General features: G+C 44.4%; 27 protein-coding genes. 18 read left to right on the forward strand and 9 right to left on the reverse strand.

Going from position 1 to position 26,427, the window contains the following annotated elements; translation table 11 throughout:
* Positions 1–67 precede the first annotated feature (67 nt).
* Positions 68–1,225, reverse strand: coding sequence for a homogentisate 1,2-dioxygenase (locus tag ABIB39_RS09365; RefSeq protein WP_354429323.1), 1,158 nt, complete (start codon positions 1,223–1,225; stop codon positions 68–70).
* A gap of 644 nt (positions 1,226–1,869) precedes the next feature.
* Between ABIB39_RS09365 and ABIB39_RS09370 the strand changes: the two genes are divergently transcribed.
* The 5 genes from ABIB39_RS09370 (at position 1,870) to ABIB39_RS09390 (ending at position 6,365) form a co-directional block, all read left to right on the forward strand.
* A complete protein-coding gene (locus ABIB39_RS09370; RefSeq protein ID WP_354429325.1) occupies positions 1,870–2,865 on the forward strand; it encodes a fumarylacetoacetate hydrolase family protein in 996 nt (331 codons plus the stop codon).
* 109 nt (positions 2,866–2,974) lie between these two features.
* Complete coding sequence (locus tag ABIB39_RS09375; protein ID WP_354429326.1) at positions 2,975–3,862, forward strand: flavin reductase family protein; 888 nt, start codon at positions 2,975–2,977, stop codon at positions 3,860–3,862.
* 75 nt (positions 3,863–3,937) lie between these two features.
* Entirely contained in the window at positions 3,938–4,957 is a 1,020-nt protein-coding gene (locus tag ABIB39_RS09380) for a class I fructose-bisphosphate aldolase (protein WP_354429328.1), read from the forward strand.
* A gap of 42 nt (positions 4,958–4,999) precedes the next feature.
* A complete protein-coding gene (locus ABIB39_RS09385) occupies positions 5,000–5,725 on the forward strand; it encodes a DUF3891 family protein (protein ID WP_354429330.1) in 726 nt (241 codons plus the stop codon).
* Positions 5,726–5,834: 109 nt separating this feature from the next.
* The gene (locus ABIB39_RS09390) at positions 5,835–6,365 is read left to right on the forward strand and encodes a peroxiredoxin (protein WP_354429332.1); all 531 of its coding nucleotides are present in this window, start codon (positions 5,835–5,837) and stop codon (positions 6,363–6,365) included.
* A 7-nt stretch (positions 6,366–6,372) separates the two neighbouring features.
* Here the strand turns inward: ABIB39_RS09390 and ABIB39_RS09395 are convergent, their stop codons facing one another.
* The 6 genes from ABIB39_RS09395 to ABIB39_RS09420 all read right to left on the reverse strand — a co-directional run bounded on the left by ABIB39_RS09395 (position 6,373) and on the right by ABIB39_RS09420 (position 11,675).
* A complete protein-coding gene (locus ABIB39_RS09395; RefSeq protein WP_354429334.1) occupies positions 6,373–7,119 on the reverse strand; it encodes a LytR/AlgR family response regulator transcription factor in 747 nt (248 codons plus the stop codon).
* Positions 7,116–8,150 (reverse strand): sensor histidine kinase, encoded by a 1,035-nt coding sequence (locus ABIB39_RS09400; RefSeq protein WP_354429336.1) that lies wholly within the window; start codon positions 8,148–8,150, stop codon positions 7,116–7,118. The genes ABIB39_RS09395 and ABIB39_RS09400 overlap by 4 nt, the downstream gene beginning before the upstream one ends.
* Positions 8,151–8,223: 73 nt before the next feature.
* Positions 8,224–9,057 (reverse strand): LiaF transmembrane domain-containing protein, encoded by an 834-nt coding sequence (locus tag ABIB39_RS09405; protein ID WP_354429337.1) that lies wholly within the window; start codon positions 9,055–9,057, stop codon positions 8,224–8,226.
* Between the two features lie 257 nt (positions 9,058–9,314).
* Positions 9,315–10,397: an agmatine deiminase family protein gene (locus tag ABIB39_RS09410; RefSeq protein ID WP_354429339.1), complete on the reverse strand. Its 1,083-nt coding sequence runs from the start codon at positions 10,395–10,397 to the stop codon at positions 9,315–9,317.
* 4 nt (positions 10,398–10,401) lie between these two features.
* On the reverse strand, positions 10,402–10,755 hold the full coding sequence (locus ABIB39_RS09415) for a four helix bundle protein (RefSeq protein ID WP_354429341.1): 354 nt from the start codon (positions 10,753–10,755) through the stop codon (positions 10,402–10,404).
* 50 nt (positions 10,756–10,805) lie between these two features.
* Positions 10,806–11,675, reverse strand: coding sequence for a carbon-nitrogen hydrolase (locus tag ABIB39_RS09420; RefSeq protein WP_354429343.1), 870 nt, complete (start codon positions 11,673–11,675; stop codon positions 10,806–10,808).
* Between the two features lie 201 nt (positions 11,676–11,876).
* On the opposite strand from ABIB39_RS09420, the gene ABIB39_RS09425 reads away from it, so the two are divergent.
* The 10 genes from ABIB39_RS09425 (at position 11,877) to ABIB39_RS09470 (ending at position 21,234) form a co-directional block, all read left to right on the forward strand.
* Entirely contained in the window at positions 11,877–12,839 is a 963-nt protein-coding gene (locus ABIB39_RS09425; RefSeq protein WP_354429345.1) for a lysylphosphatidylglycerol synthase transmembrane domain-containing protein, read from the forward strand.
* A 133-nt stretch (positions 12,840–12,972) separates the two neighbouring features.
* Positions 12,973–14,751, forward strand: a complete 1,779-nt coding sequence (locus ABIB39_RS09430) for an aromatic amino acid hydroxylase (RefSeq protein WP_354429347.1) — start codon at positions 12,973–12,975, stop codon at positions 14,749–14,751.
* Positions 14,752–14,773: 22 nt separating this feature from the next.
* The gene (locus ABIB39_RS09435; RefSeq protein ID WP_354429348.1) at positions 14,774–15,022 is read left to right on the forward strand and encodes a hypothetical protein; all 249 of its coding nucleotides are present in this window, start codon (positions 14,774–14,776) and stop codon (positions 15,020–15,022) included.
* Complete coding sequence (locus tag ABIB39_RS09440; RefSeq protein WP_354429350.1) at positions 15,012–15,380, forward strand: type II toxin-antitoxin system VapC family toxin; 369 nt, start codon at positions 15,012–15,014, stop codon at positions 15,378–15,380. Before ABIB39_RS09435 ends, ABIB39_RS09440 begins: the two co-directional genes overlap by 11 nt.
* Complete coding sequence (locus ABIB39_RS09445; protein ID WP_354429352.1) at positions 15,377–16,081, forward strand: SDR family NAD(P)-dependent oxidoreductase; 705 nt, start codon at positions 15,377–15,379, stop codon at positions 16,079–16,081. The genes ABIB39_RS09440 and ABIB39_RS09445 overlap by 4 nt, the downstream gene beginning before the upstream one ends.
* Before the next feature lie 122 nt (positions 16,082–16,203).
* Positions 16,204–17,271 (forward strand): NADH:flavin oxidoreductase/NADH oxidase, encoded by a 1,068-nt coding sequence (locus ABIB39_RS09450; protein ID WP_354429354.1) that lies wholly within the window; start codon positions 16,204–16,206, stop codon positions 17,269–17,271.
* Positions 17,272–17,334: 63 nt separating this feature from the next.
* On the forward strand, positions 17,335–17,754 hold the full coding sequence (locus ABIB39_RS09455) for an OsmC family protein (protein WP_354429356.1): 420 nt from the start codon (positions 17,335–17,337) through the stop codon (positions 17,752–17,754).
* An 84-nt stretch (positions 17,755–17,838) separates the two neighbouring features.
* The gene (locus ABIB39_RS09460) at positions 17,839–18,429 is read left to right on the forward strand and encodes a DUF4230 domain-containing protein (RefSeq protein ID WP_354429358.1); all 591 of its coding nucleotides are present in this window, start codon (positions 17,839–17,841) and stop codon (positions 18,427–18,429) included.
* 75 nt (positions 18,430–18,504) lie between these two features.
* Complete coding sequence (locus tag ABIB39_RS09465; protein ID WP_354429360.1) at positions 18,505–19,884, forward strand: M16 family metallopeptidase; 1,380 nt, start codon at positions 18,505–18,507, stop codon at positions 19,882–19,884.
* 15 nt (positions 19,885–19,899) lie between these two features.
* On the forward strand, positions 19,900–21,234 hold the full coding sequence (locus ABIB39_RS09470) for a M16 family metallopeptidase (RefSeq protein ID WP_354429361.1): 1,335 nt from the start codon (positions 19,900–19,902) through the stop codon (positions 21,232–21,234).
* Positions 21,235–21,327: 93 nt separating this feature from the next.
* Here ABIB39_RS09470 and ABIB39_RS09475 read toward each other — a convergent pair whose 3' ends face one another.
* Both ABIB39_RS09475 and ABIB39_RS09480 read right to left on the reverse strand, forming a co-directional pair.
* Positions 21,328–22,446, reverse strand: coding sequence for an AI-2E family transporter (locus ABIB39_RS09475; RefSeq protein WP_354429363.1), 1,119 nt, complete (start codon positions 22,444–22,446; stop codon positions 21,328–21,330).
* Positions 22,447–22,565: 119 nt separating this feature from the next.
* Positions 22,566–24,044 (reverse strand): glycine--tRNA ligase, encoded by a 1,479-nt coding sequence (locus ABIB39_RS09480; RefSeq protein ID WP_354429365.1) that lies wholly within the window; start codon positions 24,042–24,044, stop codon positions 22,566–22,568.
* Between the two features lie 168 nt (positions 24,045–24,212).
* Between ABIB39_RS09480 and ABIB39_RS09485 the strand changes: the two genes are divergently transcribed.
* The 3 genes from ABIB39_RS09485 to ABIB39_RS09495 all read left to right on the forward strand — a co-directional run bounded on the left by ABIB39_RS09485 (position 24,213) and on the right by ABIB39_RS09495 (position 26,303).
* On the forward strand, positions 24,213–24,920 hold the full coding sequence (locus tag ABIB39_RS09485) for an ATP-binding cassette domain-containing protein (RefSeq protein ID WP_354429366.1): 708 nt from the start codon (positions 24,213–24,215) through the stop codon (positions 24,918–24,920).
* A gap of 140 nt (positions 24,921–25,060) precedes the next feature.
* Positions 25,061–25,576, forward strand: a complete 516-nt coding sequence (locus ABIB39_RS09490; protein ID WP_354429368.1) for an outer membrane beta-barrel protein — start codon at positions 25,061–25,063, stop codon at positions 25,574–25,576.
* 196 nt (positions 25,577–25,772) lie between these two features.
* Positions 25,773–26,303 (forward strand): putative outer membrane beta-barrel protein, encoded by a 531-nt coding sequence (locus ABIB39_RS09495; RefSeq protein WP_354429370.1) that lies wholly within the window; start codon positions 25,773–25,775, stop codon positions 26,301–26,303.
* Positions 26,304–26,427 lie beyond the last annotated feature (124 nt).

Here is a 26,427-nt window from a genome sequence, read left to right on the forward strand (position 1 = left end):
GGGGGAAGAGAAAAATTTGTTAATGTTTTTTTAAGCCCTCTCCTTCGGGGAGGGTTTGGGCAAGGATTTAAATAACCCAGCTTTTGTAATAATTTCCGTCTTCAATATTTACGGCATCTTCTGTCAGCATCAGCGGGCGAAACGGGTCTATCATCACGGCCAGTTCATCTGTAAATTCCTTACCGATAGATTTTTCGACCGAACCCGGCGCAGGTCCGTGCGGTATGCCGCCCGGGTGCAGGGTTATTTGTCCTTTTACTACGCTTTTGCGGCTCATAAAATCGCCATCCACATAGTATAAAACCTCATCGCTGTCCACATTACTGTGGTTGTATGGGGCGGGGATAGATAGCGGGTGGTAATCAAATTTCCTTGGCACAAACGAGCAGATCACGAAGTTGTGGCCCTCAAACGTTTGATGTACGGGTGGTGGTTGGTGCACGCGGCCTGTTATAGGCTCAAAATCGTGGATAGATAGTGCCCATGGGTAATGGAAACCGTCCCAGCCAATAAAATCGAAAGGGTGGGTGCCGTAGATGTATGGATAAATAAGCCCTTGTTTTTTGATTAGGATCTTAAAATCGCCTTTTTGGTCGATGGTTTCCAGGTCGGTGGGGCGTTTAATATCGCGCTCGCAGTATGGCGAGTGCTCCATCAATTGCCCATAAGCATTACGGTAACGTTTTGGCGAACGGATAGGGCTAAAGCTTTCAGTAATAAACAAGCGGTTATCCTCAGTGTCAAACTCCATTTGGTAGATGGTGCCACGCGGGATCACCAGGTAATCGCCGTATTCGAATTTTATTTTCCCGAAACCTGTTTTTAAAGTGCCCGAGCCTACGTGGATAAAAATCACCTCGTCGGCCTGGCTGTTCTTGTAAAAATAGTCCGTCATGCTTTTGCGCGGGGCCGCCAGTGAGATGTGCAGATCGGCGTTCACCAACACCGGTTTACGGCTTTTCAGGTAATCGTCTTCGGGTTGGATATTGAAGCCTATCAGGCTGGTATGTTTCAAGTGTTTTTCGCGCGCGATTTTCGGTTCTACCGAGTACGGCTCGCCCAGTTCTTTAACAATGGTTGGCGGATAAGCATGGTAAACCAGCGAGTACAGGCTCGAAAAACCTTCGGTTGATACCAGTTCTTCGGCGTATAAAGTGCCGTCGGGCTTACGGAATTGCGTATGCCGCTTATGCGGGATAGTCCCTAAAGTGTGGTAAACAGGCATTTGAAATTGGTTTAAAAGTTGGAATGTTTCGAAGTTGAAATGTTGAAACGTTTTAAGGTTGAAAAGTTGAACTTTTACTTATCGTTTTAAAAATCAAACATTTAAAAATTTAGAATAGTTTTAAGAATTGGTGGCCGGAAAGAAAACATGCCAACCTTAAACTTTATAACAAGAAAATTAGAATTGCGCCAAAGCGATCTTAGAGAGCACAGCATCCCTGAAAGAGGAGGAATTACTCATAGAAGTAAGCCCGAGGGAAAAGTAAAACTGTTTTTTAATGCTCATCATTATGTTCAAAATTACGGTATAGGAATTTAATATGCAAGCATAATATTGTTGAGTGGTGATTGGTTGTCCCGATAGCTATCAGGAAGTGATTAGTAAAAAGAACCCTATGTAGGCGTAATAGGGGGCAAAAAATGAGGCAAATGTTCACGTTCACGGCCGTGAACACGCGTAATCTTTTGTAAGCAGTTGATAATCAGAGATTCTGAAAAAGAAGGATACTGACAAAACGATGCCACCATCTATATAAACTTTAATGATATGTCTAATTTAACCAATAATACCGATAGCGTAGGGACAACTACTCATCAATCAACCAAAATAACTACTTTTGATTTCCAACAAACCAATTATACCTTATGAAGTTAGTATCCTACAAAACCGAAGACCGGGAGCATTTGGGCATCTATATCAATGGCCATATCTATAACCTAAACTCGTGCGATAAGCTGATACCCGATAACATGAACGAATTTTTATGGGGTGGCGATGAGTTGATGGAACATGCCAAAAATGTTAATGAGGCCATTAAAAGCGGCAAGTTAGAAGGTAAGGAAGAATTGTTTTATGAACTGATAGCACCCTTGCCTCACCCTACATCGTGCCGCGACGGTTATGCCTTTAGGCAGCATGTGGCCGCCGCCCGCCGCAACCGCAAGGTAGATATGATTGCCGAGTTTGACCAGTACCCGATATTTTACTTTACCAACCATAACGCTATACAGGGCCCCGGTGAAATCGAGTGCATGCCCGATCATTTCCAAAAACTCGATTTTGAATTGGAGGTAGCCGTTGTGCTCAACAAAAAAGGCCGCAACATTAAAGCTGCCGATGCGGATAGCTATATAGCCGGCTACATGATCATGAACGACATGAGCGCGCGCACCCTGCAAATGGAAGAGATGCTGCTAAACCTTGGCCCTGCAAAGGGCAAAGATTTTTCGACCGTGATAGGCCCGTGGTTGGTTACGCCCGACGAGTTGGAGCAATACAAAACTAACCCTAAAGAAGGCCACACAGGCGTTACTTATAATTTGGTTATGAAATGCCACGTAAACGGCATAGAAGTCAGCAGCGGCAATATGGCCGATATGGACTGGACCTTCGCCGAGATCATAGAACGTTGCGCTTACGGCTGCGATGTGCTGCCGGGTGATGTGATTGGCTCGGGCACGGTTGGTACAGGCTGTTTCCTGGAACTTAACGGCACCGGCTTGTTTAATGATGCTAACTATAAACCCCAGTGGCTGCAACCCAATGATCTTGTTGAAATGGATATAACCGGGTTAGGTGTATTGGGCAATATTATTAAAAAAAGTGAAGATGAGTTTTCAATTTTAGGGTTGAAGAAGTAAATAATTAAAGACCGTCATTGCGAGGTAAGAAGCAATCTCTACACAGGCAGAGCCGCCCTGTATAGCAAAGAGATTGCTTCGTACCTCGCAATGACGCGTGGAGAAGAACATGCTGTCACTAAATACCGACGACCTTACCCCCTTACAGATCCAGGCTTATCTGAACAGCGCTATTGCGCCAAGGCCTATTTGCCTGGCATCAACTGTGGATAAAGCGGGGAATATAAATCTAAGTCCGTTTAGTTTTTTTAACCTGTTTAGCGTTAACCCGCCGGTGTGCGTGTTCTCGCCAAGCCGCAGGGTAAGGGATAATACCACCAAGCATACGCTGCAGAACCTGCAGGAAGTGCCCGAGTGCGTCATCAATATTGTTAATTACAATATGGTGCAGCAGGTATCGTTATCCAGCGTGGAGTATGCTGCCGGGGTAAACGAGTTTATAAAGGCCGGGCTTACTCAATTACCCTCCGAACTTGTAAAGCCGCCCCGCGTGGCCGAATCAAAGATCCAACTGGAGTGCGTGGTGAAACAGATCATTAGCCTTGGCGATACCCCCGGCGCTGGCAATTTGGTAATAGCCGAAATAAAACTCATTCACATCAGCGAAGATATTTTGGATGCCGATGGCGCGATAGACCAGCATAAAACCGACCATGTGGCCCGCCTTGGCGGCGACTGGTACTGCCGCGTTACTGCCGATAACCTGTTTAAGGTTGCAAAGCCCGTGCGTACTATTGGTATCGGCGTAGATGCTATACCGTCGGCTATCCTTAACTCAAAGGTGCTTACAGGTAACAATCTTGGCCAGTTAGGTAATGTAGAGGAATTACCAACGGATGAAGCTATTGAGGCCTACGCGCAACGCAATGAGATCAAGGAATTGTTTGACGCCACCATCGGTGACAGCCAAACCCGCGACCTGCAACTGCACCTAAAAGCAAAACAATTGCTGGATGAAGGCTTGGTAAACGAGGCGTGGATGGTGTTGCTGTTGTAGTTTTACATCCGGGTGATGTTATAGTTGCAACAATACTTGATGTTAAAACGTTGCCATTACATATATCTGATACCTATGGATAAGCAAAGTTTAAAAACCACCGCGCAACGTTTAATGGCAGGCGATAAGGGCCTTTTAGCTATGGACGAAAGCATCCCTACAGCCAATAAACGTTTCGAAGAAGCAGGCATCCCCCAAACGGAAGAATACCGCCGCAAATACCGCGAACTGATCGTGACCACTCCCCACCTTGGCGATTGCATCAGCGGAGCGATCCTGTTTAGCGAAACCACTAAACAAGCTACTACAGACGGCACACCTTTTATAGATGTACTTGTAAAAGCCGGCATTATTCCCGGTATTAAGCTGGACGAAGGTGCTAAAGATATGCCCGCATTTCCTGGTGAAAAGCTAACCGAAGGATTGGATGGGTTACGCGACCGCTTAAAAGATTACGCTGATGCAGGTTTAAAATTTGCCAAATGGCGCGCCGTGATAACTATTGCTGATGGTACACCTACCGACGGTAATATCTATGCTAACGCTTATGCCCTTGCACAATACGCCGCCCTTTGCCAGGAAGCCGGGCTGGTACCCATTGTAGAACCCGAAGTATTGATGGATGGCAACCACACCATAGAACGTTGCTTTGAGGTTACCCAGCGTGTTTTACACATTGTTTTTGAAGTGCTGATAAAACAGCGCGTTTATTTAGAGGGGATGATCCTGAAACCTAACATGGTGCTTTCCGGCACGGATGCCTCGACACAGGCAGATGCCGATGAGGTAGCCGATTTAACGATTGAATGTTTATTGCGTAGTGTACCCGCGGCTGTACCCGGTGTGGCTTTTCTTTCGGGTGGGCAATCGGAACAGGATGCCAGCGCGCACCTTAACGCCATGCATGTTAAATATAAAAATAAGCTGCCCTGGGCGCTCACCTTCTCGTTCGCGAGGGCTGTTCAGCAACCCGCTATGGATCATTGGAAAGGTAAAGACGAAAATGTAGCCGTTGCACAGCAACTATTACACAAACGCCTTAGCATTAATAACGCGGCAAGGCGTGGTGAGTATTCGGTTGAGTTAGAGGATTAGCAGCGATGTAAACAATTTTCCTTTTTAATGATTATCCCTTTGATGATCGTTAATTACACGGAACAGGGTTGGGAAATTATTACGCAAAGGGCACATGGCTTGCTCGCCGCGCAAATCGCTATGCAATGGCGTGAAAAGGAACGCCCCGAACGCTGGACAGAAACCCTTATAGCAAATGCCGACCACGACGACGCCCAAACCGAACTGGAAGCCGACGACCTACTAACCCCGCAAGGCGGCCCAATAGATTTTAGTATGAAAAAGTTTGAGGCTGAGCATTGCCAAAGGCTGCACAATTTTTCAATCTCAAAAAGCCGCTATATAGCCCTGCTTACATCTATCCACATGAGTTTCCTGCACAAAGGCGAAGCTCGCACCAACCCGGAAGTAAGATCTTTTTTGGAGGAGCAGGTAAAGCTTCAAAAGCAATGGATTAAGGAACTTGGAATAACCTCAAAAGAAGCTAACCGAGCTTATGGTTTATTAGAATGGTGCGATGCTTTTTCGTTATTACTTGCACAAAATGAAGTACAGCCTGAAAGCCGCGTGATAGAAGTAAGCCAAGGCCCGGATGATAAACAATATAAGCTGATGGAGAATGATAGCGGTACGCTTACCATAAAACCCTGGCCGTTCGACAAAAATAGTTTTAGTTTAACTTTGGAAACCAGGTTGCTCACTACCCTACAATTTAAAAGCTGTGCCCAATTTAAAAGAGAGCTGGCCGAAGCAGATGTTGTTGAAAGGGTATGGAAGTTACAGAAATAGATAAGTCTGGCAGGCTTATCGCAGGAACGAGGGACGCGCTTATTTGAAAAAAATGATTACGGCGTAAATCGCTTTAGCATTAAACTGCGTATTTATTTAAAACATCTCCATGAAAAATATCTTCGCAACGTTTGCTTTTATTTTATTTATATCGATGGCTGCATCGGCACAAAACCCGTCTAAATCCTTGGCAATTGGGGATGCGGTACCCAACTTTACGTTGACAGACCAGAACGGCAAGGCTTTCAACATTAAAGATGAAATTGGGAAGCATATCATGGTCGTATATTTTTACCCAAAAGATGAAAGCATGGTTTGTACCAAAGAAGCCTGCGCGTTTCGCGATAGTTTTGACGATTACACCAAGGCCGGTGCGCAGGTGATAGGCATAAATGGCGGAACCGTGCAAAGCCACAAGGCTTTTGCAGATCATTATAAGCTACCCTTTGTTTTATTAAGCGACCCCGATAATAAGGTTTACAAAATGTTTGGCGTTCAAAAGAAATTCTTTATGAGCGGCAGACAAACCTTTGTGGTAGATATGAAGGGCAAGATCGCATTTTCATACGAGGCGATGCTGAGCGGCGCAGGGCATTCAGAGAAGGCGCTGGCCGTTGTAAGATCACTCAATAAAAAGTAATAAGCGGCTATATCCCCAATACCTGTTTCAATTTCACATACCCTGTTTTACTAACCGGGATCTTAGCGCCTGATTTTAGGATAGCCAGGTGGCTGTCTTTCTCGTATGGATCCAACCGGGTTATTTGCTGTATGGCTATGATGTAGGAGCGGTGCACGCGAACAAAGTACCGAGGGTCAAGCGTTTTCTCAAAGAACGCCATGGTCTTGTTTTTAAGGAAGGCACCTTCGGCAGTAATTACGCTTACATAATCGTCGTCGGCTTGCAGGTATTCAACATCCTGTACAGATATGATCTTTACTTTAGTGCCGGTTTTTACCACAATACGCTCGTTTTGCGCGGGCGATTGTGCCGCTTCTTCTAACAACGGATTGGTGCGGGTTACCGGGGTAGGGCCGGCAGGGGCTTGGGCTAATAACTTTTCTATCGCCTTGGTAAAACGCTCCTTGCTAAAAGGCTTTAAAAGGTAATCAACCGCATGTGCCTCAAAAGCTTTAATGGCGTACTCATCAAACGCAGTGGCGAAAATTACAGCGGGTGGGTTATCTACCAGTTCCAGCATCTCGAAGCCGTTTATCTTGGGCATCTGCACGTCTAAAAATATCAGGTCGGGCTGGTGCTGTTGTATGGCTTTAAGGCCTTCAAATCCGTCGCCACATTCCTGCAGTACGGTTATCAGGGGGAAATCCAGTAAATATTCTTGTACAACCATACGGGCCAGGGGCTCGTCGTCAATAATTAAAGCGCTGATCATAACTGCGGTATTTTTATTATGGTTGTAAATATATTATCATTTGCGTGAGTTTCCATTAAATCATTACGTGCAAATATCAAATAAAGCCGTCTTTGCACACCGCTTAGGCCAAAACCGGTGCCCTTGCTGCGCCTGCTTGTTTTAGGATCATAAGGGTTTTGGATCATAATGATAAGGTATTGGTCTTCGGTTTCGGCACGTACGCTAATGGTAACATCGTCGGTAGTATCGTATAAACCAAACTTAATGGCATTCTCTACCAGTGGTTGCAGCAGTAACGATGGCAGCACAGCTTCCCCGCATTTATCGTCACAGCTTATCTCGGTTTGCAGGCGGTGCCCAAAACGTACTTTTTCTATATCGAGGTATAAATTTAAATGCGCAAGTTCATCGCTCAGTGGCACTAAAAGCTGGTCGTCTTTTTTTAGGGTTCCCCGCAAAAAGTCTGATAACTGGTGGATCATTCGCCTGGCTTCATCAGGCTTGAAGCCAATGAGGGCATTGATGGAGTTTAAGCTATTGAACAAAAAGTGCGGCTGTAATTGCTGGCGAAGGTTATATAACTCGGCATCACGGGCAAGTTTTTCGGCCTCGGTTTTTCGTTCTACAGTCTTTTTATGGTCGAGCTGCGAGTACCACAGGGCGCTGATCATGGCCATCCATCCGATTGCCAAAAACACTGTAAAGAACCTGATTATAAGCGATTGCTGTAAAAAATTGAAGAAGATTTGCCCCATGTTAAACAGGGGTAATATATATCGACACCCTGCAACGCAGGCCCCCGCAAGGGCGGCGCACCATATTAACAGGTACACGTAGCTTTCTTTATCGGGCTGGTAGTAGCGCAGGTTGTTGTTGATAAGCCAGCACGCGCTTGCTAAAAGCGCGGTACTAACCCCGGCATCGGTAGCGGCTGTCACCCAAGGGAAGCCGAACCCGTGGATAACGTAGGCCTGCAGACCGGCCCATGCCAACCCGCAAACCATAGAGGCTGCCAGTAATTTTGATCGTGATGTTTGTGATGCCGCCAAAGCTTTTTATTTAGTAGCCTCACCCAAACCCTCTCCGAAGGAGAGGGCTTAGATAAAACAGTTATAAATTTTGTTAATAGCTGCGGATATCTACCCCCGCAAATATGGATACGCCTTTTAGCACCAGCACCTTTTCGGCAGGGTTTGGTTTGGCGGTTTTAATGCGCTTATCGTCTACCCCGGCAAATACGGCTGCCAGGTCTGGCACTACATGCCAGTTGGCAGGTACGATGATCTTGGTGCCGCCAAACATTTGGGTAATATCAATCGTAACGCGGCCGTGGATATCCGCCTGTGTAAAATCAAGTTCGGTACCGCCAAACACGTTGGTAATATCGCCCCCCTGGAAGTTTTTAGATAGGATGGTTTTGTTTACACCACCAAATATCGCGGTAGCGTTAAGGTAATCATCTTGTGTGGGTGGCGGGATGTTGCCAATGGGCTGCTCGGCAGTTTCCTGTTCGGCTGTACCGTCGGTATCAAAGTTTGCCAATGGTTTTTCGCCAGTGGGCGTGCCAAATGGGTTTGCCTTGTACTTTTTGTCCCAGTAATCGCTATTAGGGATAACGGGTTCGTTCCTTTTACGCATAATGATCCATAAACCAAAAGAGATGAGGATCACCGGGAAAGCGATGTCGCCCCAGTCAACCCTTGGGAAAATATCGTCAAGGAAATTGAGCGCGCCAATTATGACTAATATAAACCATATAGGTTTACGGAAATTATGTTTAGCCCCAAAATACAGGCCTACAACTATGAGCCCTACAGGCCAGCTTAACAACCAGTTTGGGAAAAAGAAAAAGTTAAATTGTTTTACAAGCAGTATACCGCCTACTGCCAATAGTATCACCCCGGCTAAAACCTTGTTTTTTGGGGTACGGTTTGTTTCGTCTATATGATTGGACATGATATTGTTCTATTTAATCTTAACCAAAACTAACTTAAGATCGCAGATATGCAAACCTAATATTGGCAATATGATTAAACAAGTCGGTAAGTGTGGGGGAATTGTCGGTGAAAAATTAGGTTGGGTGTTTTCATCGAAGCGTGATATGTCGCGTATATGGTGATATGCGATTAATAAATATTTCGTGACCGTTTTAAAGTGAGGCGCGAAGTATCGCATTTCTATGATAAAATGTATTTCACGGCTCTACAATAACCTTACACCGCCGGTTCCTGCTGGCTCAAGCAATGGAAACTCCCCAATCCCCAGATAATGTCTGTCGAATCTATGCCAACAACCTTTCTATCCGGGAAGCATCCCTGGATAATATCCAGCGCTTTATCGTCATGGTGCGAGCGGAATGTTGGTACAACCACCGCGGCATTGGCAATATAAAAGTTAGCGTATGATGCAGGGAGTCGCTGGTCATCATATATCACCGGCTCGGGCATTGGCAGCTCCACAATGTTTAGCTGTTTGCCGTTTAGCAGGCGCATGGTTTTGAGGGTTTGCAGGTTCTCTTGCAGCAGGTGGTAATTTTCGTCGTTTTTGTTGTGCTCCACAACGGTAATTACGGTATCGGTATTAACAAAGCGTGTAATATCATCAATGTGGCCGTCGGTATCGTCACCAACAATGCCATCTCCCAACCAAAGGATTTGCTCTACACCGTAATAGTGTTGCAGGTAACCTTCTATTTGCTGCTGGTTTAAATGTGGGTTACGGTTTTTATTAAGCAGGCAAGCGGTGGTAGTAAGCAAAGTGCCCGCGCCGTTAAAATCAACCGAACCGCCCTCCATCACAATACCGGGGTGATACACAGGCAGGTTAAACTGCTTGCCAATTTTTGTCGGGATAACATCATCCAGATCGTACGGAGGGTATTTATCGCCCCAGGCGTTGTAGCCCCAGTCGACAATTATCTTTTCGTTGGTCTTATAATTCACCAAAAAAGCCGGCCCATGGTCGCGGCACCAGGCATCATTTGTACCAAACTCAAAAAACTCCACCTTACTAAGGTCGGCATTAACCAGATCCAGCTGTTGTTTGGCGAAAGCGGCCATCCGTTCATCAACTACATTGATGCGCACTATCTCCCCCTCGGTAAGCACTTTGATAAACTCGGCGTACTTGCCGTAGATCATCCCCAGTTTACCCGGCCACGAAGCCTCCTTGTGCGGCCAGCTTAACCAGGTGGCGGTATGCTGGGCCCATTCGGCCGGGAAGTGGAAGCCTTTTAAGTCCGAAAGTCCGGAAGTCCGAAAGTCCGGGAGATTATTTAATTTGTGGTCTGGCGACATGGTTTTATTTTAGCGAATTTCTTAATCCGTTCAGCATAGCCAAAATTTCTTCGCACTGCTGATATAATTTGGAAAAGTTTTCTTGTGAAATTATGTTGCGCCTTTGCGCTAAATACAAACAGCTAACAACTTCTATATTTGAACGTAGTGCATAACCTAAAAATTTATTAAACTCGGGGTTTGATTGCCCGGTTGATCCTTCTGCAATATTTAGCGCAACCGAATCTGCGGCCCGTTTGATCTGAGAAGTTAGAACGAAAAGTTCATCCTTTGGAAAAGACTTAGTTACTTCGTGAACATCAGCAGACAAATCTACCGCTTTTTGCCACACAATTAACTTTTCAAACTTAAAGCTCATTTTATTTTCTTCTTACGGACTTTCGGTCTTTCCGACTTACGGACTATTAATTAATCGTTATCTAATAAACGTTTCGTTATCGGTTGATAGCTGTCTATGCGGCGATCTCTAAGGAACGGCCAGTGGCTGCGGTAATAGTCACTTATTTCAAGATCAAGTTCCTTAACGATCACTTCCTCCTGCTCAACAGTAGTTTGGTGCAATAGTTCGCCAAACGGATCGGCAAAGAACGAGCCTCCCCAAAATTTAACACCGGCTTCTTCGCCAACACGGTTTACGCTTACCACGTGCACGCCATTGGCAATAGCATGGCTGCGCTGTATGGTTTGCCATGCGTTATATTGTTTAACGTTGGTAGCTTCGTCCTGCGTGGTGGCCCAACCAATTGCGGTTGGGTAGAACAAGATTTCGGCGCCCATTAAAGCGGTAATGCGGGCAGCTTCAGGGTACCATTGGTCCCAACAGATGAGTACGCCTATGGTAGCAAATTTGGTTTTGAAAACTTTGTAACCCAGGTCGCCGGGCGTAAAGTAAAATTTCTCGTAAAAGCCGGGATCGTCGGGGATGTGCATTTTGCGGTACTTGCCCAGGTAGCTGCCATCGGCATCTAAAACTGCGGTAGTATTGTGGTAAACGCCTTGCGCGCGTTTCTCAAATAAGGACGCGATGATCACCACACCCAGTTCGCCGGCTACTTTTTGCAAAGCATCGGTGGATGGGCCGGGGATAGGCTCGGCTAACTTAAAGTTATCGTAATCCTCCACATCGCAAAAATACAGCGATGTAAAAAGCTCCTGCAGGCAAACTATCTGCGCGCCGTTAGCGGCTGCCTCGCGTACTTTAATAACAGCTTTATCCAGGTTTTCCTGTTTGTTTGCGGTGCAGGTCATCTGCACTATCCCAACTTTTACCTTACTCATATCTGATAGAAATTTGCGCAAAAATACCGTTTTTTTAGAGATTAGTGATTAGATAATTAGAGATTAGTTGAGCCTGGGCACACATTATATTGTAAACTTTTGCGCTGCAGTTAGGGTGATTTTATAATGCTAATGTTAAGGTATGTTAACTAATCTCCAATCACAAATCAACTAATCACTAATTTATTACCTTTGCAGTCAATGAAAGACTTAGCACAAGCCGAAGAGGACGAAGCACAGGAACTGGTTGCCCCCAAAACCTTAAAACAACGTTTGTGGAGTATTACCAAGTTGCTGCTTAAATTTGTGGTTACAGGTGTTTTGTTGTACTTCGTATTCAGAAAAGTGCCTTTAGAAAAGGTTAAGTACCGTTTGATACACGCGAATTATTGGTGGATGCTTGCGGCATTGGTAAGCTTTTTTGCATCAATGGTGATCTCGTCGTGGCGTTTATCAAGTTTCTTTAAATCCATCAAATTAAAGCTCGATCCGCGCTTTAATTTCCGTTTATACCTGCTGGGTTTGTTCTATAATTTCCTGCTACCGGGTGGTATCGGTGGCGATGGTTACAAGATTTACCTGCTTCATAAAAACTATAAGCTGCCGGCAAAAAAGGTGTTTTGGGCTATTATGTTTGACAGGTTGAGCGGCCTTTGGGCTATAGGGCTGATCATTGTAGCGCTTGTATTTTTGATCCCGCAGATCGATATCCATATCGGCATCCCGCTGAGTATATTTGTTGTGGCGTCTGTCGTTTATTATTTTGTGGCTTACAAATTCTTTAAAGAGTACACGCACTATTTTTGGCAGGCACACCTTAAAGCTGTAGGGGTGCAAAGCCTACAGCTAATTGCAATTGTTTTTGTAATGATAGGGCAGGATTTTACCGGCAAATATTCTCCGTACTTATTGTCGTTCTTAATATCTGCTTTGGCAACTATTCTTCCTATTAGTATAGGCGGTGCGGGGATCCGCGAAACGGTGTTCCTTCAATTAACTAAAGTTTTCCCAATGGACGAGAGCCTGGCTACTTTCCTGCCGGGAACATTCTATATTATATCGCTCCTTGTAGCTTTGTTGGGTGTATATTATGTTATTCGCCCAAGCCGTTTAGAAGAGGGTTTGCCTAAAACAGAAGATAATTCCGAAAATCAATCTGTTTAAAATATTTAATATCGGGTGCGATTTTTTCACCCCAATAAAAACTAATATTTCTCCAATTTATCTGGTATAATCGGCATTTAGCTAAACCTTATTTCCTAATTTCGTGTTTGTGTTATTAACCGGATTTTGAGGAATGAGCGATTTTAATGATTTTAATAACCCGCAGGTTGCGGCATTGCCGCGCCATTTAAAGCAATTTATTGTTGACCAGCATTACGAACATTATACCCCGGTAGATCACGCCGTGTGGCGTTACGTAATGCGCCAAAACTACAGCTACCTTAAAGATGTCGCGTATTATCCGTATATCCCCGGCTTGCAAAAAGCAGGGCTGACTATCGAGAAGATCCCCGACCTGCAGGATATGAATAACGCGTTGGCCAAAATTGGCTGGGGTGCCGTTACGGTCGATGGCTTTATACCCCCCGCGGCCTTTATGGAGTACCAGGCTCACCGCGTACTTGTCATCGCCGCCGACATCCGCCAGTTAAAGCATATCGAATATACGCCCGCGCCTGATATTATACATGAGTCGGCAGGGCATGCGCCAATTATCGCCGATAAAGATTACCACGAATACTTGAGTTACTTTGGTTCGATAGGGGCCAAGGCGATGTTTAGCGCGCAAGATTTTGAGTTGTATGAGGCCATCCGCGCATTATCCATACTAAAAGAAATGCCCGATGCCGAGGAAGCAGAAATTAAGAAAGCGGACGAACTGGTTGCCTGGCACCAGGAAAACATGGGCGAACCATCTGAAATGGCCCTGTTAAGCCGCCTGCACTGGTGGACGGTGGAGTACGGCCTGATAGGTACGCTGCAAAAGCCAAAAATCTATGGGGCCGGCCTGCTATCTTCAATAGGTGAAAGCGCCAGTTGCATGCTGGACGAGGTTAAGAAACTACCTTATACCATTGATGCTGTAAACTATAGTTACGATATCACCAAAACGCAGCCGCAGCTTTTTGTAACCCCAACGTTCCAAAACCTGATAGATGTATTGGAGCAGTTTGCCGATACCATGTCGTTCCGCCGTGGCGGGGCGTATGGGTTGCAAAAAGCTATCGATAGTAAAAATACCTGTACGGCGGTTTACAGTTCGGGCCTACAGGTTTCAGGCACTTTTACCGAATTTGAAGCAGGTGAAAATGGAGAGCCAACATTTATCAAAACCACCGGCGAAACCGCGCTTTCTGTTGGTAACAAACAGTTGAAAGGCCATTTCAAAAATTACCATAAAGATGGGTTTAGTTCGCCAGCTGGCAGGCTTAAGGGACATGACAAAACGTTGGAAAATTTTACACCGGATGATTTGATAGCCGCCGGGATCGAAGTTGGTAACGATGTTTCCCTGACTTTTGAAAGTGGTATCACTGTGTCTGGTAAGGTGACGAAAATAAGTATCGAAAAAGACAAAATTGTGCTGATCACTTTCGAAAAATGTACGGTTTTAAGTGAAAAAGGGCATGTCTTATTCGACCCATCATGGGGAGTTTACGACATGGCAGTGGGGGAACAAATAACCTCGGTTTTTTGCGGCGCGGCCGATAAGGATGCCTTTTTAGAGATAGCTTATAAATCGATAACAGGAACGCACCACTCCGAATATGATCACAATACCAAAGAGCTGCATAAGCTATACCAACAGGTGCGCAACCGCCGCCACACAGGCGGCGACCTTGGCTTTTTAGGCAATGTATGGATGACGCTCCAAAAATTTCATCATGACGATTGGCTTTGCGCCCTGGAGATACTGGAGCTTTTGGACCATGAAGAAGCAGAACGAACACTGGCAGGAGAGATCAGGAACTTCCTGGAGCAAAAAGCAACTAACGAGCACGAGTATAATAAACTGATAAGCGATGGCCTTTACCTCATTAAACATCCGGTAGAGGAGAAGTTGATAGTTTGAGATTTAAATTGTAATTTAGGATATGACAACGCTGATTGTGAAAGTAGATGATGACCGCACGGAATCGCTCAAAAAGATATTGAGTGAGATCCCGTATGTACATGATGTTGCTGTTGAGCAAACCGGAACGCAACTAAACGATCCACAATCAACTTACGAGCGAATAAAAAAAGTACAGGAAGAAATCGGCGATAAAAAGTTATTCGAGAATATAAAAGATCCATCTGAATGGCAACGAGAGATAAGAAAGGAATGGGATCGTGATTTTTGATACAAATATTCTTATTTACATATCAAAAAATGTCCTTAAAATAACTGATTTAATACCTCCAAATTCTTCGGCACAAATTTCGGTTATTTCGTATGTTGAAGCAATGGGCTTTTCTTTTGAAACGGAGATTGCTGAGCGATATATGCAGGAGATTTGTTCTTCTTGTCAAATTATTCCTTTATCAGAATCAGTAATTCAGGAAACGATAACCATCCGCAAACAATACCGTATTAAACTCCCGGATGCAATAATTTATGCTACTGCTTTAGTCCAAAAGTTACCTTTGCTGACAAATAATATTGCCGACTTCAAATCGCTTGGTAATAAAGTGGAATTGATAGATCCATTTAAACTATGAACATCATTATAACAGGCGCCAGCAGCGGCGTAGGATTCGAGGCTGTATTGGAATTGATATTATCTGGTAAACATAAGGTAATGGCACTTGCGAGATCGCAGGAAAAGCTTACCCGTTTGCTGGAAATTGCAAAAAGCTTAAATCCTGATTGTGAGGTTTTTGCTATCGCCTTTGATATAGTACATGATGATTATGCCGGATTGGAACAGTTTATAACGGCAAACTTTGATGGAAAGGTTGATGCATTGGTAAATAATGCCGGGGTGCTCATTAATAAACCATTTATGCAGTTGCAGGAGAGCGATTTTGTTGAGATGCTGCAAAGTAACTACATAGGCCACGTGCGTATTATTCAAAGCCTGTTGAAGTTTATGGGCGATGGTTCGCATATCCTTAATATCGGCAGCATGGGCGGCTTCCAGGGAAGTGCTAAGTTTAACGGTTTGTCGGCCTATTCGGCAAGTAAGGCAGCCTTGCATACTCTTACCGAATGCCTTGCGCAAGAACTGGTAGAACAAGGCATCAAAGTAAATTGCCTCGCATTAGGATCGGCACAAACTGAAATGCTTGAACAGGCTTTCCCGGGTTACGAATCGCCGGTTATGGCGTTCGAAATGGGTAAATATATTGCCGATTTCGCCGTATCGGGTCACCGTTTTTTTAATGGCAAGGTACTGCCTGTCGCGGTTTCAACTCCGTAAAGCCGCCATAAATATCCAATCTTCATTCCTACGTAAATAAATGATGCCTATTGGGTTCATGACAAAACCATGAACCCTAATGCATGTTACTTGTACATATTTGTACAACAAACAAACACAACATGCCGCATCTTTTTTCTCCGCTTAAAATAAAAGGTATCGAATTTAAAAACCGCATTGTAGTATCGCCCATGTGCCAATACTCAAGCGTTGATGGTTTTGCAAGTAATTGGCACCTTGTGCATTTGGGTGCATTTGCAACGGGTGGCGCGTCGCTTATTATTACTGAAGCAACCGCGGTATCACCCGAAGGCCGTATCAGCTTTGCCGACTTGGGAATCTGGAGGGACGAACACATTGCCAAGCTGAAAGGGATAACCACTTTTATTGAAGAGCATGGCGCTGTAGCCGGGATGCAATTAGCACATGCCGGCCGCAAGGCAAGTCACGCCCAGCCATGGAATGGCGGCAAACAGATCCAACCCAGCGAAGAAAATGGCTGGCAATCGGTAGCGCCAAGTGCGGTTGCCTTCAGCAGCAGCGAAACTGTGCCTGTAGAACTGGATAAAGCAGGAATAGCCAAAGTTATTGCCGATTTTAAAGCGGCTACCATCCGTGCTGTTAAAGCGGGTTTTAAAGTTGTAGAGTTGCATGGTGCACATGGTTACCTAATCAACGAATTTTTGTCGCCGCATAGCAATAAGCGTACGGATGAATATGGTGGCTCGTTCGAGAACCGCAGCCGCTTTTTGTTAGAGCTAATAGATGCCGTGAAAGAGGTTTGGCCGGCAGAATACCCGCTGTTTGTACGCCTGTCTACAACCGATTGGACGGAAGGTGCATGGACTATTGATGATTCTATCGCGTTAGCTAAAATATTGAATGAAAAGGGGGTTGACCTGGTAGATAGTTCTACAGGGGGAAACGTTGCAGGTGCAAAGATCACGCTTAAGCCCGGTTATCAGGTTGAGTTTGCCGAAGCAATTAAAAAGCATACCGGGATCCTTACCGGCGCGGTTGGTTTAATAACCGAATCCAAACAAGCCAACGAGATCATCGAAACCGGGCAGGCAGACATGGTGGTAATGGCCCGCGAGGTTCTGCGCGATCCGCACTTCCCGTTACGTGCCGCGCACGAACTTGGTGTAGAGGTGGAGTGGCCCGTGCAGTACGAACGTGCGAAATGGTAACATTAAATATTTTTTATATCAACCCAACAAAGTAAATTAGCAAAAACTCAGAAAACATAAATTATGAAACGTACAGCAAATGCACATTGGAATGGCACCTTACAAGAAGGTAAAGGCGAAATAACCACACAAAGCACTATCCTTAATAAAACACAGTATTCATTTAAAACCCGCTTTGCAGATGGCGTGGGTACCAACCCCGAAGAATTGATAGCTGCTGCACACGCTGGTTGCTTCACTATGGCTGTAGGCGCAGCCTTAACCCAGCAAGGCATCACCCCGGGCGACTTAACTACAGATGCTATACTTGACCTTGATATGCAAGCATTAGAAATTAAAGGCATCCATTTGGAACTGAAAGCATCTGTTATCGACGGTGTGGACGAAGCAAAATTCAAAGAAGTTGCAGAAGGCGCAAAGGCAGGCTGTATTATATCTAAAGCGCTTAGCGTTCCAATTACTTTGAGCGTTACCTACGCTTAATTAAGTATCAAATATTCTTGTTAATAGCGATGGTGCAAACCATCGCTATTTTTGTTTGTAGGTATGGGTATATAATAGCCCCGCATGTTAAATACCCAACGCTCCAAAACATCCTTAACCCTTGTCTTCGCCCTGATCATTACCGGGTTTTTGGTCTTCCTTTTCTTTTATATCAAACATGAATTTAACACCACCCGCACAGAGGTTACCGAAGATGCCATGGTATCGCGCGTGATAAGCATGGGTAAGCTTGAGTTGGTGAAGTACGCCATGAAAGATGTGGTGGAGAAGAAAGAGTTGTACCGAATCCTGCCAGATTCGCGTGTATTGTTTGTCGCAGTGGGCGAGGTGACCGCCTGTATCGATCTTACTAAAGTAAAACGTGCAGACATTAACCAAAGTAAAGACACGGTGGAGATAACCTTGCCCCAGCCCGAGATATGTTACGTTAAACTCGATCACCAAAAATCAAAGGTGTACGATGTATCCGGCGTTTGGTTTCCAGATAAGGCACGTGCCATGGTAGAGGATGTGTACAAACTGGCCGAAAAGAAGATGCTAACCACCGCTACCGAAATGAACCTGTTAGGCAAAGCCCGCGAGAACGCCAATTTGATTTTTAAACCATTTTTAGAAAATGTATCGGGTAAAAGGGTGGTCATTAAATTTCGGTAACAACCCTTAGCTATTTTTAAATTACTTGTAATATATTAGGGGAATCATACTCTAACACGATATCAAAGCAAGTATATGACCCTTAAAATTACTAAACTATTAACGTCTACCACTATAGGTATGCTAACAGCCCTGTGCGCGGTTGCCCAGCCCCGGCTACCCGAGGGCTACTTTTACAAGAAGCTACCAAATGGATTGGATGTTGTTGTAATCGAAAATAACAAAGTACCGCTTACTACTATCGAAATTGCTGTAAAGAACGGTGCATATACCGAAGGCCCCGAGTATAGTGGCTTATCGCACCTTTTTGAGCATATGTTTTTTAAAGCGAATAAGGATTACCCGTCGCAAGAGAAATTTCTGAAACGTACACAGGAACTTGGCGCTATCTGGAATGGCACCACCGGCGATGAGCGTGTAAACTACTACTTTACCGTTGGTAAGGATAGCTTGGACGGCGGTTTGCACTTAATGAACTCGTGTATCCGTTTCCCCGATTTTAAACAGGAAGAAATGGTAAAAGAACGCCCGGTTGTTGACGGCGAATTTCAGCGTAACGAGAGTAACCCGGGTTTCCAGTTATATTTTGAGTTAAGCAAAAGGATGTGGGGCGACCTCATTACGCGCAAAATGGCCATTGGCATCCACGAGGTGATCAATACTGCAACACCGGAGAAGATGACCATCATCAAAAATAAATATTATCATCCTAACAATAGTTTGCTAACAATATGCGGCGATGTAAAGCATGAAGATGCCTTTAAAAGGGCCGAAGACATCTTTGGGGACTGGCCAAACAGCGGCTTCGATCCGCATGTAAAGTATCCTATCCCTGCGTTCCCGCCGCTTGCCGGGAATGATGCTTTTGTAAAGGAAATGTCGATAGCACGTACGCCTATGATGATGTATGCATGGCAGGGTCCCGCTTATATGACAGATTCTGCATCAACCGTTGCTGCTGATGTTTTCACTGCTGTTGTTGGCTTAAATTCGTCTAAATTACAGCAGGCACTTATTGACAAAGGGCTTGCCTCATCAGCAAGTGTAAGCTATGGTACCAGCCACTATACCGGTATGATAGATATGTTTGTGGTACCAAACCCAACAAAACTTAAGGAGTGTAATGATGAAGTGCGCAACCAGATAGCCATGTGGGGCAAAGCAGATTACTACACTGATGAGCAACTTACCGATGCCAAAGCTATTTTGCTGCGTAACCATAGCCGCGAGTTAGAGAAACCGTCTTCGCTGCCATCGCAGTTAAGCTTTCAATGGTGCAGCACATCATTCAATTACTACACTGATCTTAACAATAACTACCAAAAAGTTAGCCGTGCCGATATCGCTAAATATATAAACACGTATATAGCAGGCAAGCCAATGGTATCGGGTATCGTAATCACACCGGAATTAAGCAAACAAGTAAATGCTGCATCTTTTTTTGTAGCAAAATAATTTAACCTAACCACAATGAAGAAATATATATACCTATTGCTTGTAGCAGCTGCTACCGGGGGCGCACAGCCTGCCGCGGCACAGCAAAAAGCTTACGAAATGATGGTTGATGGTGTGAAAGTTATTGTTCAGCCGAGCGGTAACGATATTGTAGAGATACAGACCATTATAAAAGGCGGCGTGCAAAACTACCCGGCAGCCAAAGCCGGTATCGAGGCCATGGCCATGAACGCGCTTAACGAGTGCGGTACCTTAAAGCATGATAAAAACGCATTTAAAAATCAGCTGGATAAAATTAGTGCTGCCGTTTATGGCTTGGCGCTTAAAAACTATTCGGTAATTAAGATTAACTGTATAAAAAGCGACTTTGAAACCGCATGGCCTTTATATGTTGAAGCATTAACTATTCCCAAATTTGATGCTAAGGAATTTACGCGTATCAAACAGGATCAGATAAACCAGCTCAAGGCTGAAGATTCTAATCCCGACGAGGCAATTGATAAGTATGCTGATAAAGTTGCTTTTAACGGCCGTGATTATGCAAAAGACCCTAACGGTACCCCGGAAACCATTCAGCCTTTAACAGCCGAAGAAACGAAAGCTTATTACCACTCGGTATTAACAAAATCGCGCATGCTGGTTGTTGTAGTTGCGGATCTGGACCGTGCGGATATTGAGGCCAAGGTAAAAGGTATGTTAAGCACCATTAAAAGAGGTGTGCCGTTCGAATTGAAGAAATCCTTCTTTAGGGCATATAAAAACACTTTCTCTGCTGAAAAGCGCGACCTGGCTACCAACTACGTAGAGGGTGTTACCAGCGGCCCTGCCCCGGGCACGGCCGATTTTGACGCCTTTAATGTTGCCATGCGCATATTTGCCGATAAGCACTTTTTGGACATCCGTACCAACAATGGCTTGTCTTACGCGCCGCAATCGTGGTTTAGCGTGGGGTCAACGTCGGTTGCTAAGTTTTCTGTCTCAACCACCGAACCTAATAAGTACATTGCTGTATTTGATAAACTGGTTGATCGGCTAAAACGCGATGGCTTTAACGCTGCAGATGTTGCCGATATGAAAGTGACGTACCTAACGGGTTTTTACTACAAAAACGAAACTAACACCGCGCAGGCCGGCTCAATAGCATCTAACGAGGTATTGCATAACAACTGGAGGCGATCTTTAACCCTTGCAGAGGATGTAAAGAAATTGACCCCAACGCAAGTAAGCGATGCTTTCCGTAAATATATTGGAAACATCATCTGGGTTTACCAGGGCGATCCTAAAAAGGTAAACCCAATACTATTTACAAATGGCACGTTAAACAAAGCCGATAATCCGGTAAGTCATTAATTAGTTTATAGTTGATGGTTCATGATAGCTTCAACAAAAAGTCCGCGAGTTTTATCGCGGACTTTTGTTATTTAATAATACGGCTATGAACCATTAACTATGATCTTCTTTCGGTAATACCGCTTTCTTTCTGTTCCGGTTCCCCCATCGCTCGCCCATGTGGTGGGTTGGGATGTAATCGCCAAGTAATTTGCCCCAGGGTTTAAGGTCGTCTATCCGGTCGAAAATTATTTTGAGCACCGCCACAAACGGGATAGACAAAAACATGCCCGATACCCCCCAAAGGGCGTTACCCAGTAACACTACAATGATGCTCATCAGGGCGTTTATCTGTACTTTAGAAGATACAATGCGTGGTACTAATATGTTGTTATCGATAAATTGGATCACAATATAAGCGCCTATAACTGCCAACTGGGTTGTGTAGCCATCTTTAGTAACCGTAGCCATTAACACAGGCAATGCTATCGCTATTATGCCGCCTAAATAGGGGATAAGATTTAATATAGCACCGATGCAACCTATCAAAATGCCATATTTTACGCCTAATAAAATCAGGGCCGTAGAGTTCATAGCGGCTACGATGATCATCTCTATCAGTAAACCTACGATGTAGCTTTGTATAGCTGTTTTGGTTTCGCTTAGCACATCACTTACTTTTTTGGAGTTTTCTTCAGAGAACACTTCATATAAAAAGTTAAGGATGAGCGTTTTGTAAAGCAGCATCAAAAAGATGTACACCGGCAGCAGGAAGATGATAGCTAATGTGCCCAGCAAGCCATTTACGGTTTTACCCACCATTGCCTGGCTGTTGTTTAGCGCATCCTTCAACATTTTTTCCTGCTTGCTTATCTCCACGCCAAATGTTTGCTGGATCCAGTTCTTAAGTTCGACGGTTATCGACTCAAACTTTTTTTGCAGCATAGGTAACGAATCGCCAAACTGTACTATTTGTGTGCTCAAAAAATAAAACACGGTAGCCACCGCAATTATCGCTATCAGCATTGAAATGGAAATTGCCAAAACTTTCGGCACCTTTTTCCGCTCCAACCGGTTAAACAAAGGGTTTAATAATACCGCTAAAAATGCCGCAAAGGCAAGGGGAACTAATATATCGGCCAGTTGTACCATTACATACACCAGCAATATAAGCCCAAAAAGCACCGCTGTGCTTTGGATATAAAAGGGCTGATCTTTAATTTTTACTTGCATGTAGTTGTGTTTTCATATAAACACAAAAGGAGCGTAGGAGAGAATTGTTTGGGTGTAATAAAAAAGCGCCCCAATTAGGGCGCTTTGTATCTTTCGGTCTTACCGGACTTACTCACTAACTATCCTAACAGGTTTTTCCAGCTAACCATGTCGCCAATTATTTTTTCTAATTGGTCGGCAGGTACGCGTTCCTGTGCCATACTGTCTCGGTGGCGAATGGTTACGGTATTATCTTCAAGCGATTGGTGATCTACCGTGATACATACAGGTGTACCAATGGCATCCTGGCGGCGGTAACGTTTACCAATGGCATCTTTTTCTTCGTATTGTATGTTGAAATCAAGTTTCAGCCTGTCCATTATTTCGCGGGCTTTTTCGGGCAAACCGTCTTTTTTAGTCAGCGGGAAAATAGCTGCTTTAACAGGCGCAAGGCAAGGGTGCAGGCGCAACACGGTGCGGCTATCCTGTTTCTCTTCGGTGCTTAGGTCTTCTTCTTCGTACGCGTTTATCATTGTGAGTAAAAACATCCTGTCTAACCCTATCGAAGTTTCAATAACGTAGGGGATATAGTTACCGTATGGTTTGCCGTCTTCGCCCAATTCAGGATCGAAATATTGCATCTTTTTGCGCGAAAATTTCTCGTGCTGGCTTAAATCAAAATCGGTACGACTGTGGATGCCTTCAACCTCTTTAAAGCCAAACGGAAAATCAAATTCGATATCATAAGCGGCATCGGCATAGTGTGCCAGTTTAGTGTGTTCGTGGTAACGGTATTTGGCGGCATCAGTACCTAAAGCAAGGTGCCATTTTAAACGGGTTTCTTTCCATTTGGCAAACCATTCTTTTTGTGTGCCGGGGCGTACAAAGTACTGCATTTCCATTTGCTCAAACTCGCGCATGCGGATGATGAACTGACGGGCTATAACCTCGTTACGGAACGCCTTACCAATTTGCGCGATACCGAAAGGGATCTTCATCCTGCCCGATTTTTGTACGTTAAGGTAATTCACAAAGATCCCCTGTGCCGTCTCCGGGCGAAGGTAGATGGTTTCCGATTCATCAGCAATGGCGCCAACCTGCGTGCTAAACATGAGGTTAAACTGGCGCACATCTGTCCAGTTAGCAGTATCACTTACCGCGCATTTTATATTTTGTTCGATGATGAGTTCTTTAAGGCGGGGTAGATCTTCGGCTTTTAGGGCATTGTCCATCTCGATCTGTAGTTCTTCAGCTTCGCTGGTTTTGCCTTCTTCGTCCAGTTTAGCTACGCGGTCTTCCAATAATTGGTCGGCGCGGTAACGTTTGTTGCTGTCTTTATTGTCAATCATCGGGTCGCTAAAGCCGTCAACGTGGCCGCTTGCTTTCCAAATGGTTGGGTGCATAAATATTGCCGAATCGATCCCAACGATGTTATCATGCATTTGTACCATTGATTTCCACCAGTAGGTTTTGATGTTGTTTTTTAACTCCGAGCCGTTTTGGCCGTAATCGTAAACTGCGCTAAGGCCATCATATATCTCGCTCGATTGAAAAACAAAGCCATATTCTTTGCTGTGCGATATAACATTTTTAAAAAGTTCGTCGGTTGATTTGCTCATAATAGGGGCAAAGATAGTTTTTAGAGGCGAAAGTCCGAAAGTCTGAAAGACAGAAAGTCCGAAAGATGATGGAAGAAGTTTCTCTTCTTTTCTTCCGGACTTACTGTCTTTCAGACTTTCCGACTTACTGTCTTCGGACTTCCGACTTAATCTCTAACTTTACCGCATATGAGCATAAAGGTAGATGCGTTAACAAAAGTTTACGGGCAGCAAAAGGCTGTGGATGGTATCAGTTTTGAGGCTGGTGTTGGTGTGCTTGGCTTTTTGGGGCCAAATGGCGCTGGCAAATCTACCACCATGAAAATGCTTACCTGCTTTATTCCCCAAACATCGGGCACGGCATCTGTATGCGGGTTCGATATTGGTAAAGATACATTAAACGTTAAACGCAATATTGGCTACCTGCCGGAGAGTAACCCTTTATATACCGATATGTATGTAAAGGAATCGATGGCTTTTGTAGCGGGTATCCATGGCCTGCAGAATGCTGACAAGCGCATTGCCGAAGTTATTGAACAAACCGGCCTTGGGCCGGAGCAGCATAAAAAGATAGGCCAGCTATCAAAAGGCTACCGCCAAAGGGTGGGGCTTGCCCAAGCCATATTACATGACCCGCAGGTGCTGATACTTGATGAGCCAACCTCCGGCCTTGATCCAAACCAATTGGTAGGCATTCGCCAGTTAATTACCGAGCTGGGTAAAACAAAAACCATCATCCTGTCTACCCATATTATGCAGGAGGTTGAAGCCGTTTGCAGCCAGGTGATTATCATTAACAAGGGAACAATTGTTGCAAATGATACGCTTGAGCAATTAAGGGGAAACAACAAAGGCAATACTTTAGAGAATATATTTATCGATCTTACCAATAAATAAACCGCACATTTAGAGTGATTTATATATTTTTTTGTTTCTTTTGTAACGGAATATTGGGTATTAGCGTCCATATAGCCAACAAACCGGGCAAAGCATACGGTGTTGCAATGCCTTACTTAAAATCACACAATTATAAAATTATGAAAAAAGCACTATTACTATTAACCGTATTATGCGGTATCTCGATCAGCTCATTCGCGCAATCATCAAAAGAAACTGGAAAATTTAGCATTGGTTTTGAAGCAGGCTTACCTTTAGGCGATGCAAAAGACGTTTCTGATTTAGTTATTGGCGGTTCATTAAAATATGACCACCCAATAGCTGATAAAACTTTCATCACAGGTTCTGTGGGTTACAACAAATTTTTATCAAACGATGACGCTAAGTCTATCGGTTATAAACTTTATGCTATTCCTGTAAAAGTTGGCGTGAAATATTTCTTTGCCGAAAGTTTTTATGGTGAAGCACAAGTGGGTGCTGCATTTGTAAATGAAAGTATACTTGGCTCTAGTGGCAACACTACAACGTTTGCCTACTCTCCGGGTATCGGTTACGCATTCGGCGGCGGTGTTGATCTTGGCGTACGTTACGAAGGGTGGACAAAAAGTGGTACTACCATCAGCCAAGTATCTGCCCGTTTAGCGTATAGCTTCTAATATCTAAGGCTACATTAAAGGCCCTCTTAACTAGTTTGAGAGGGCCTATTTTGTTTAATGCCCATCAAAAAACCCCGTGGCCATTTGTTAAATTATACGACTATGCCTTAACATTCATTAACATCCCTTTAACGTTTTGTGATTTCTATAATCTTTACGTTTGTTCTTATTAAGCAATCTATTATAACTTAAAAGAATGAAAAAATTACTATTGCTATCAGCCATCTTATGTGGCTTGTCTATCACTTCGTTTGCGCAAATATCGCCAGTACCAAGGCCCGCTAAATGGAATTTTGGGTTTGAAGCCGGCCTCCCGCTTGGGCATCTGCATGAAGCCTATTCATCCGTATTCGGCGCTTATGCCAAATACGAGTATCCAGTTTTTAAATCTACCTTTATTACCGCATCCACGGGTTACAGGCGGTATTTTTTTACGGATGAGTTGAAGCAATACACCAAATCTGTTGTAGGCGAGGAAAGATCGGGTGTGGGCTCAATCCCTATTATGATCGGTGTAAAGCATTATTTTGGAGACGGTCTTTTTGCTGAAGGGCAAATTGGGAAGTCATTTTATACCCGTAAAGGCTCCGACTCTTCGTTTGATTATGATCTTGGCGTGGGTTATACCTTTAGAAACGGGATTGAAATTAGTGCCAGGTACCAGGGCTTTAATCAATCAAATGTAAATACGAATATTGCGGCTATCCGTTTGGGCTTCAGGTTTTAACATTTAGCCAGGTTGCAGCACGTTTAGCCTCCAGCTTCAAATTCAACCAAGCCTTATAGGAAAGCCCCCCGATACATCGTGGGGCTTTTTTGTTTTGCACATTTAAGTTTTGCTGCACAATAAT

Origin of the sequence: Mucilaginibacter sp. UYP27, from assembly GCF_040547175.1 — a bacterium.
In the GTDB taxonomy this organism is placed as follows: Bacteria; Bacteroidota; Bacteroidia; order Sphingobacteriales; family Sphingobacteriaceae; genus Mucilaginibacter.

Bases quoted from the DNA above. Each gene is read 5' to 3' on its own strand.
- ABIB39_RS09365 (WP_354429323.1), bottom strand. From the start codon at position 1,225: ATGCCTGTTTACCACACTTTAGGGACTATCCCGCATAAGCGGCATACG.
- ABIB39_RS09370 (WP_354429325.1), top strand. From the start codon at position 1,870: ATGAAGTTAGTATCCTACAAAACCGAAGACCGGGAGCATTTGGGCATC.
- ABIB39_RS09375 (WP_354429326.1), top strand. From the start codon at position 2,975: ATGCTGTCACTAAATACCGACGACCTTACCCCCTTACAGATCCAGGCT.
- ABIB39_RS09380 (WP_354429328.1), top strand. From the start codon at position 3,938: ATGGATAAGCAAAGTTTAAAAACCACCGCGCAACGTTTAATGGCAGGC.
- ABIB39_RS09385 (WP_354429330.1), top strand. From the start codon at position 5,000: ATGATCGTTAATTACACGGAACAGGGTTGGGAAATTATTACGCAAAGG.
- ABIB39_RS09390 (WP_354429332.1), top strand. From the start codon at position 5,835: ATGAAAAATATCTTCGCAACGTTTGCTTTTATTTTATTTATATCGATG.
- ABIB39_RS09395 (WP_354429334.1), bottom strand. From the start codon at position 7,119: ATGATCAGCGCTTTAATTATTGACGACGAGCCCCTGGCCCGTATGGTT.
- ABIB39_RS09405 (WP_354429337.1), bottom strand. From the start codon at position 9,057: ATGTCCAATCATATAGACGAAACAAACCGTACCCCAAAAAACAAGGTT.
- ABIB39_RS09410 (WP_354429339.1), bottom strand. From the start codon at position 10,397: ATGTCGCCAGACCACAAATTAAATAATCTCCCGGACTTTCGGACTTCC.
- ABIB39_RS09415 (WP_354429341.1), bottom strand. From the start codon at position 10,755: ATGAGCTTTAAGTTTGAAAAGTTAATTGTGTGGCAAAAAGCGGTAGAT.
- ABIB39_RS09420 (WP_354429343.1), bottom strand. From the start codon at position 11,675: ATGAGTAAGGTAAAAGTTGGGATAGTGCAGATGACCTGCACCGCAAAC.
- ABIB39_RS09425 (WP_354429345.1), top strand. From the start codon at position 11,877: ATGAAAGACTTAGCACAAGCCGAAGAGGACGAAGCACAGGAACTGGTT.
- ABIB39_RS09430 (WP_354429347.1), top strand. From the start codon at position 12,973: ATGAGCGATTTTAATGATTTTAATAACCCGCAGGTTGCGGCATTGCCG.
- ABIB39_RS09435 (WP_354429348.1), top strand. From the start codon at position 14,774: ATGACAACGCTGATTGTGAAAGTAGATGATGACCGCACGGAATCGCTC.
- ABIB39_RS09445 (WP_354429352.1), top strand. From the start codon at position 15,377: ATGAACATCATTATAACAGGCGCCAGCAGCGGCGTAGGATTCGAGGCT.
- ABIB39_RS09450 (WP_354429354.1), top strand. From the start codon at position 16,204: ATGCCGCATCTTTTTTCTCCGCTTAAAATAAAAGGTATCGAATTTAAA.
- ABIB39_RS09455 (WP_354429356.1), top strand. From the start codon at position 17,335: ATGAAACGTACAGCAAATGCACATTGGAATGGCACCTTACAAGAAGGT.
- ABIB39_RS09460 (WP_354429358.1), top strand. From the start codon at position 17,839: ATGTTAAATACCCAACGCTCCAAAACATCCTTAACCCTTGTCTTCGCC.
- ABIB39_RS09465 (WP_354429360.1), top strand. From the start codon at position 18,505: ATGACCCTTAAAATTACTAAACTATTAACGTCTACCACTATAGGTATG.
- ABIB39_RS09470 (WP_354429361.1), top strand. From the start codon at position 19,900: ATGAAGAAATATATATACCTATTGCTTGTAGCAGCTGCTACCGGGGGC.
- ABIB39_RS09475 (WP_354429363.1), bottom strand. From the start codon at position 22,446: ATGCAAGTAAAAATTAAAGATCAGCCCTTTTATATCCAAAGCACAGCG.
- ABIB39_RS09480 (WP_354429365.1), bottom strand. From the start codon at position 24,044: ATGAGCAAATCAACCGACGAACTTTTTAAAAATGTTATATCGCACAGC.
- ABIB39_RS09485 (WP_354429366.1), top strand. From the start codon at position 24,213: ATGAGCATAAAGGTAGATGCGTTAACAAAAGTTTACGGGCAGCAAAAG.
- ABIB39_RS09490 (WP_354429368.1), top strand. From the start codon at position 25,061: ATGAAAAAAGCACTATTACTATTAACCGTATTATGCGGTATCTCGATC.
- ABIB39_RS09495 (WP_354429370.1), top strand. From the start codon at position 25,773: ATGAAAAAATTACTATTGCTATCAGCCATCTTATGTGGCTTGTCTATC.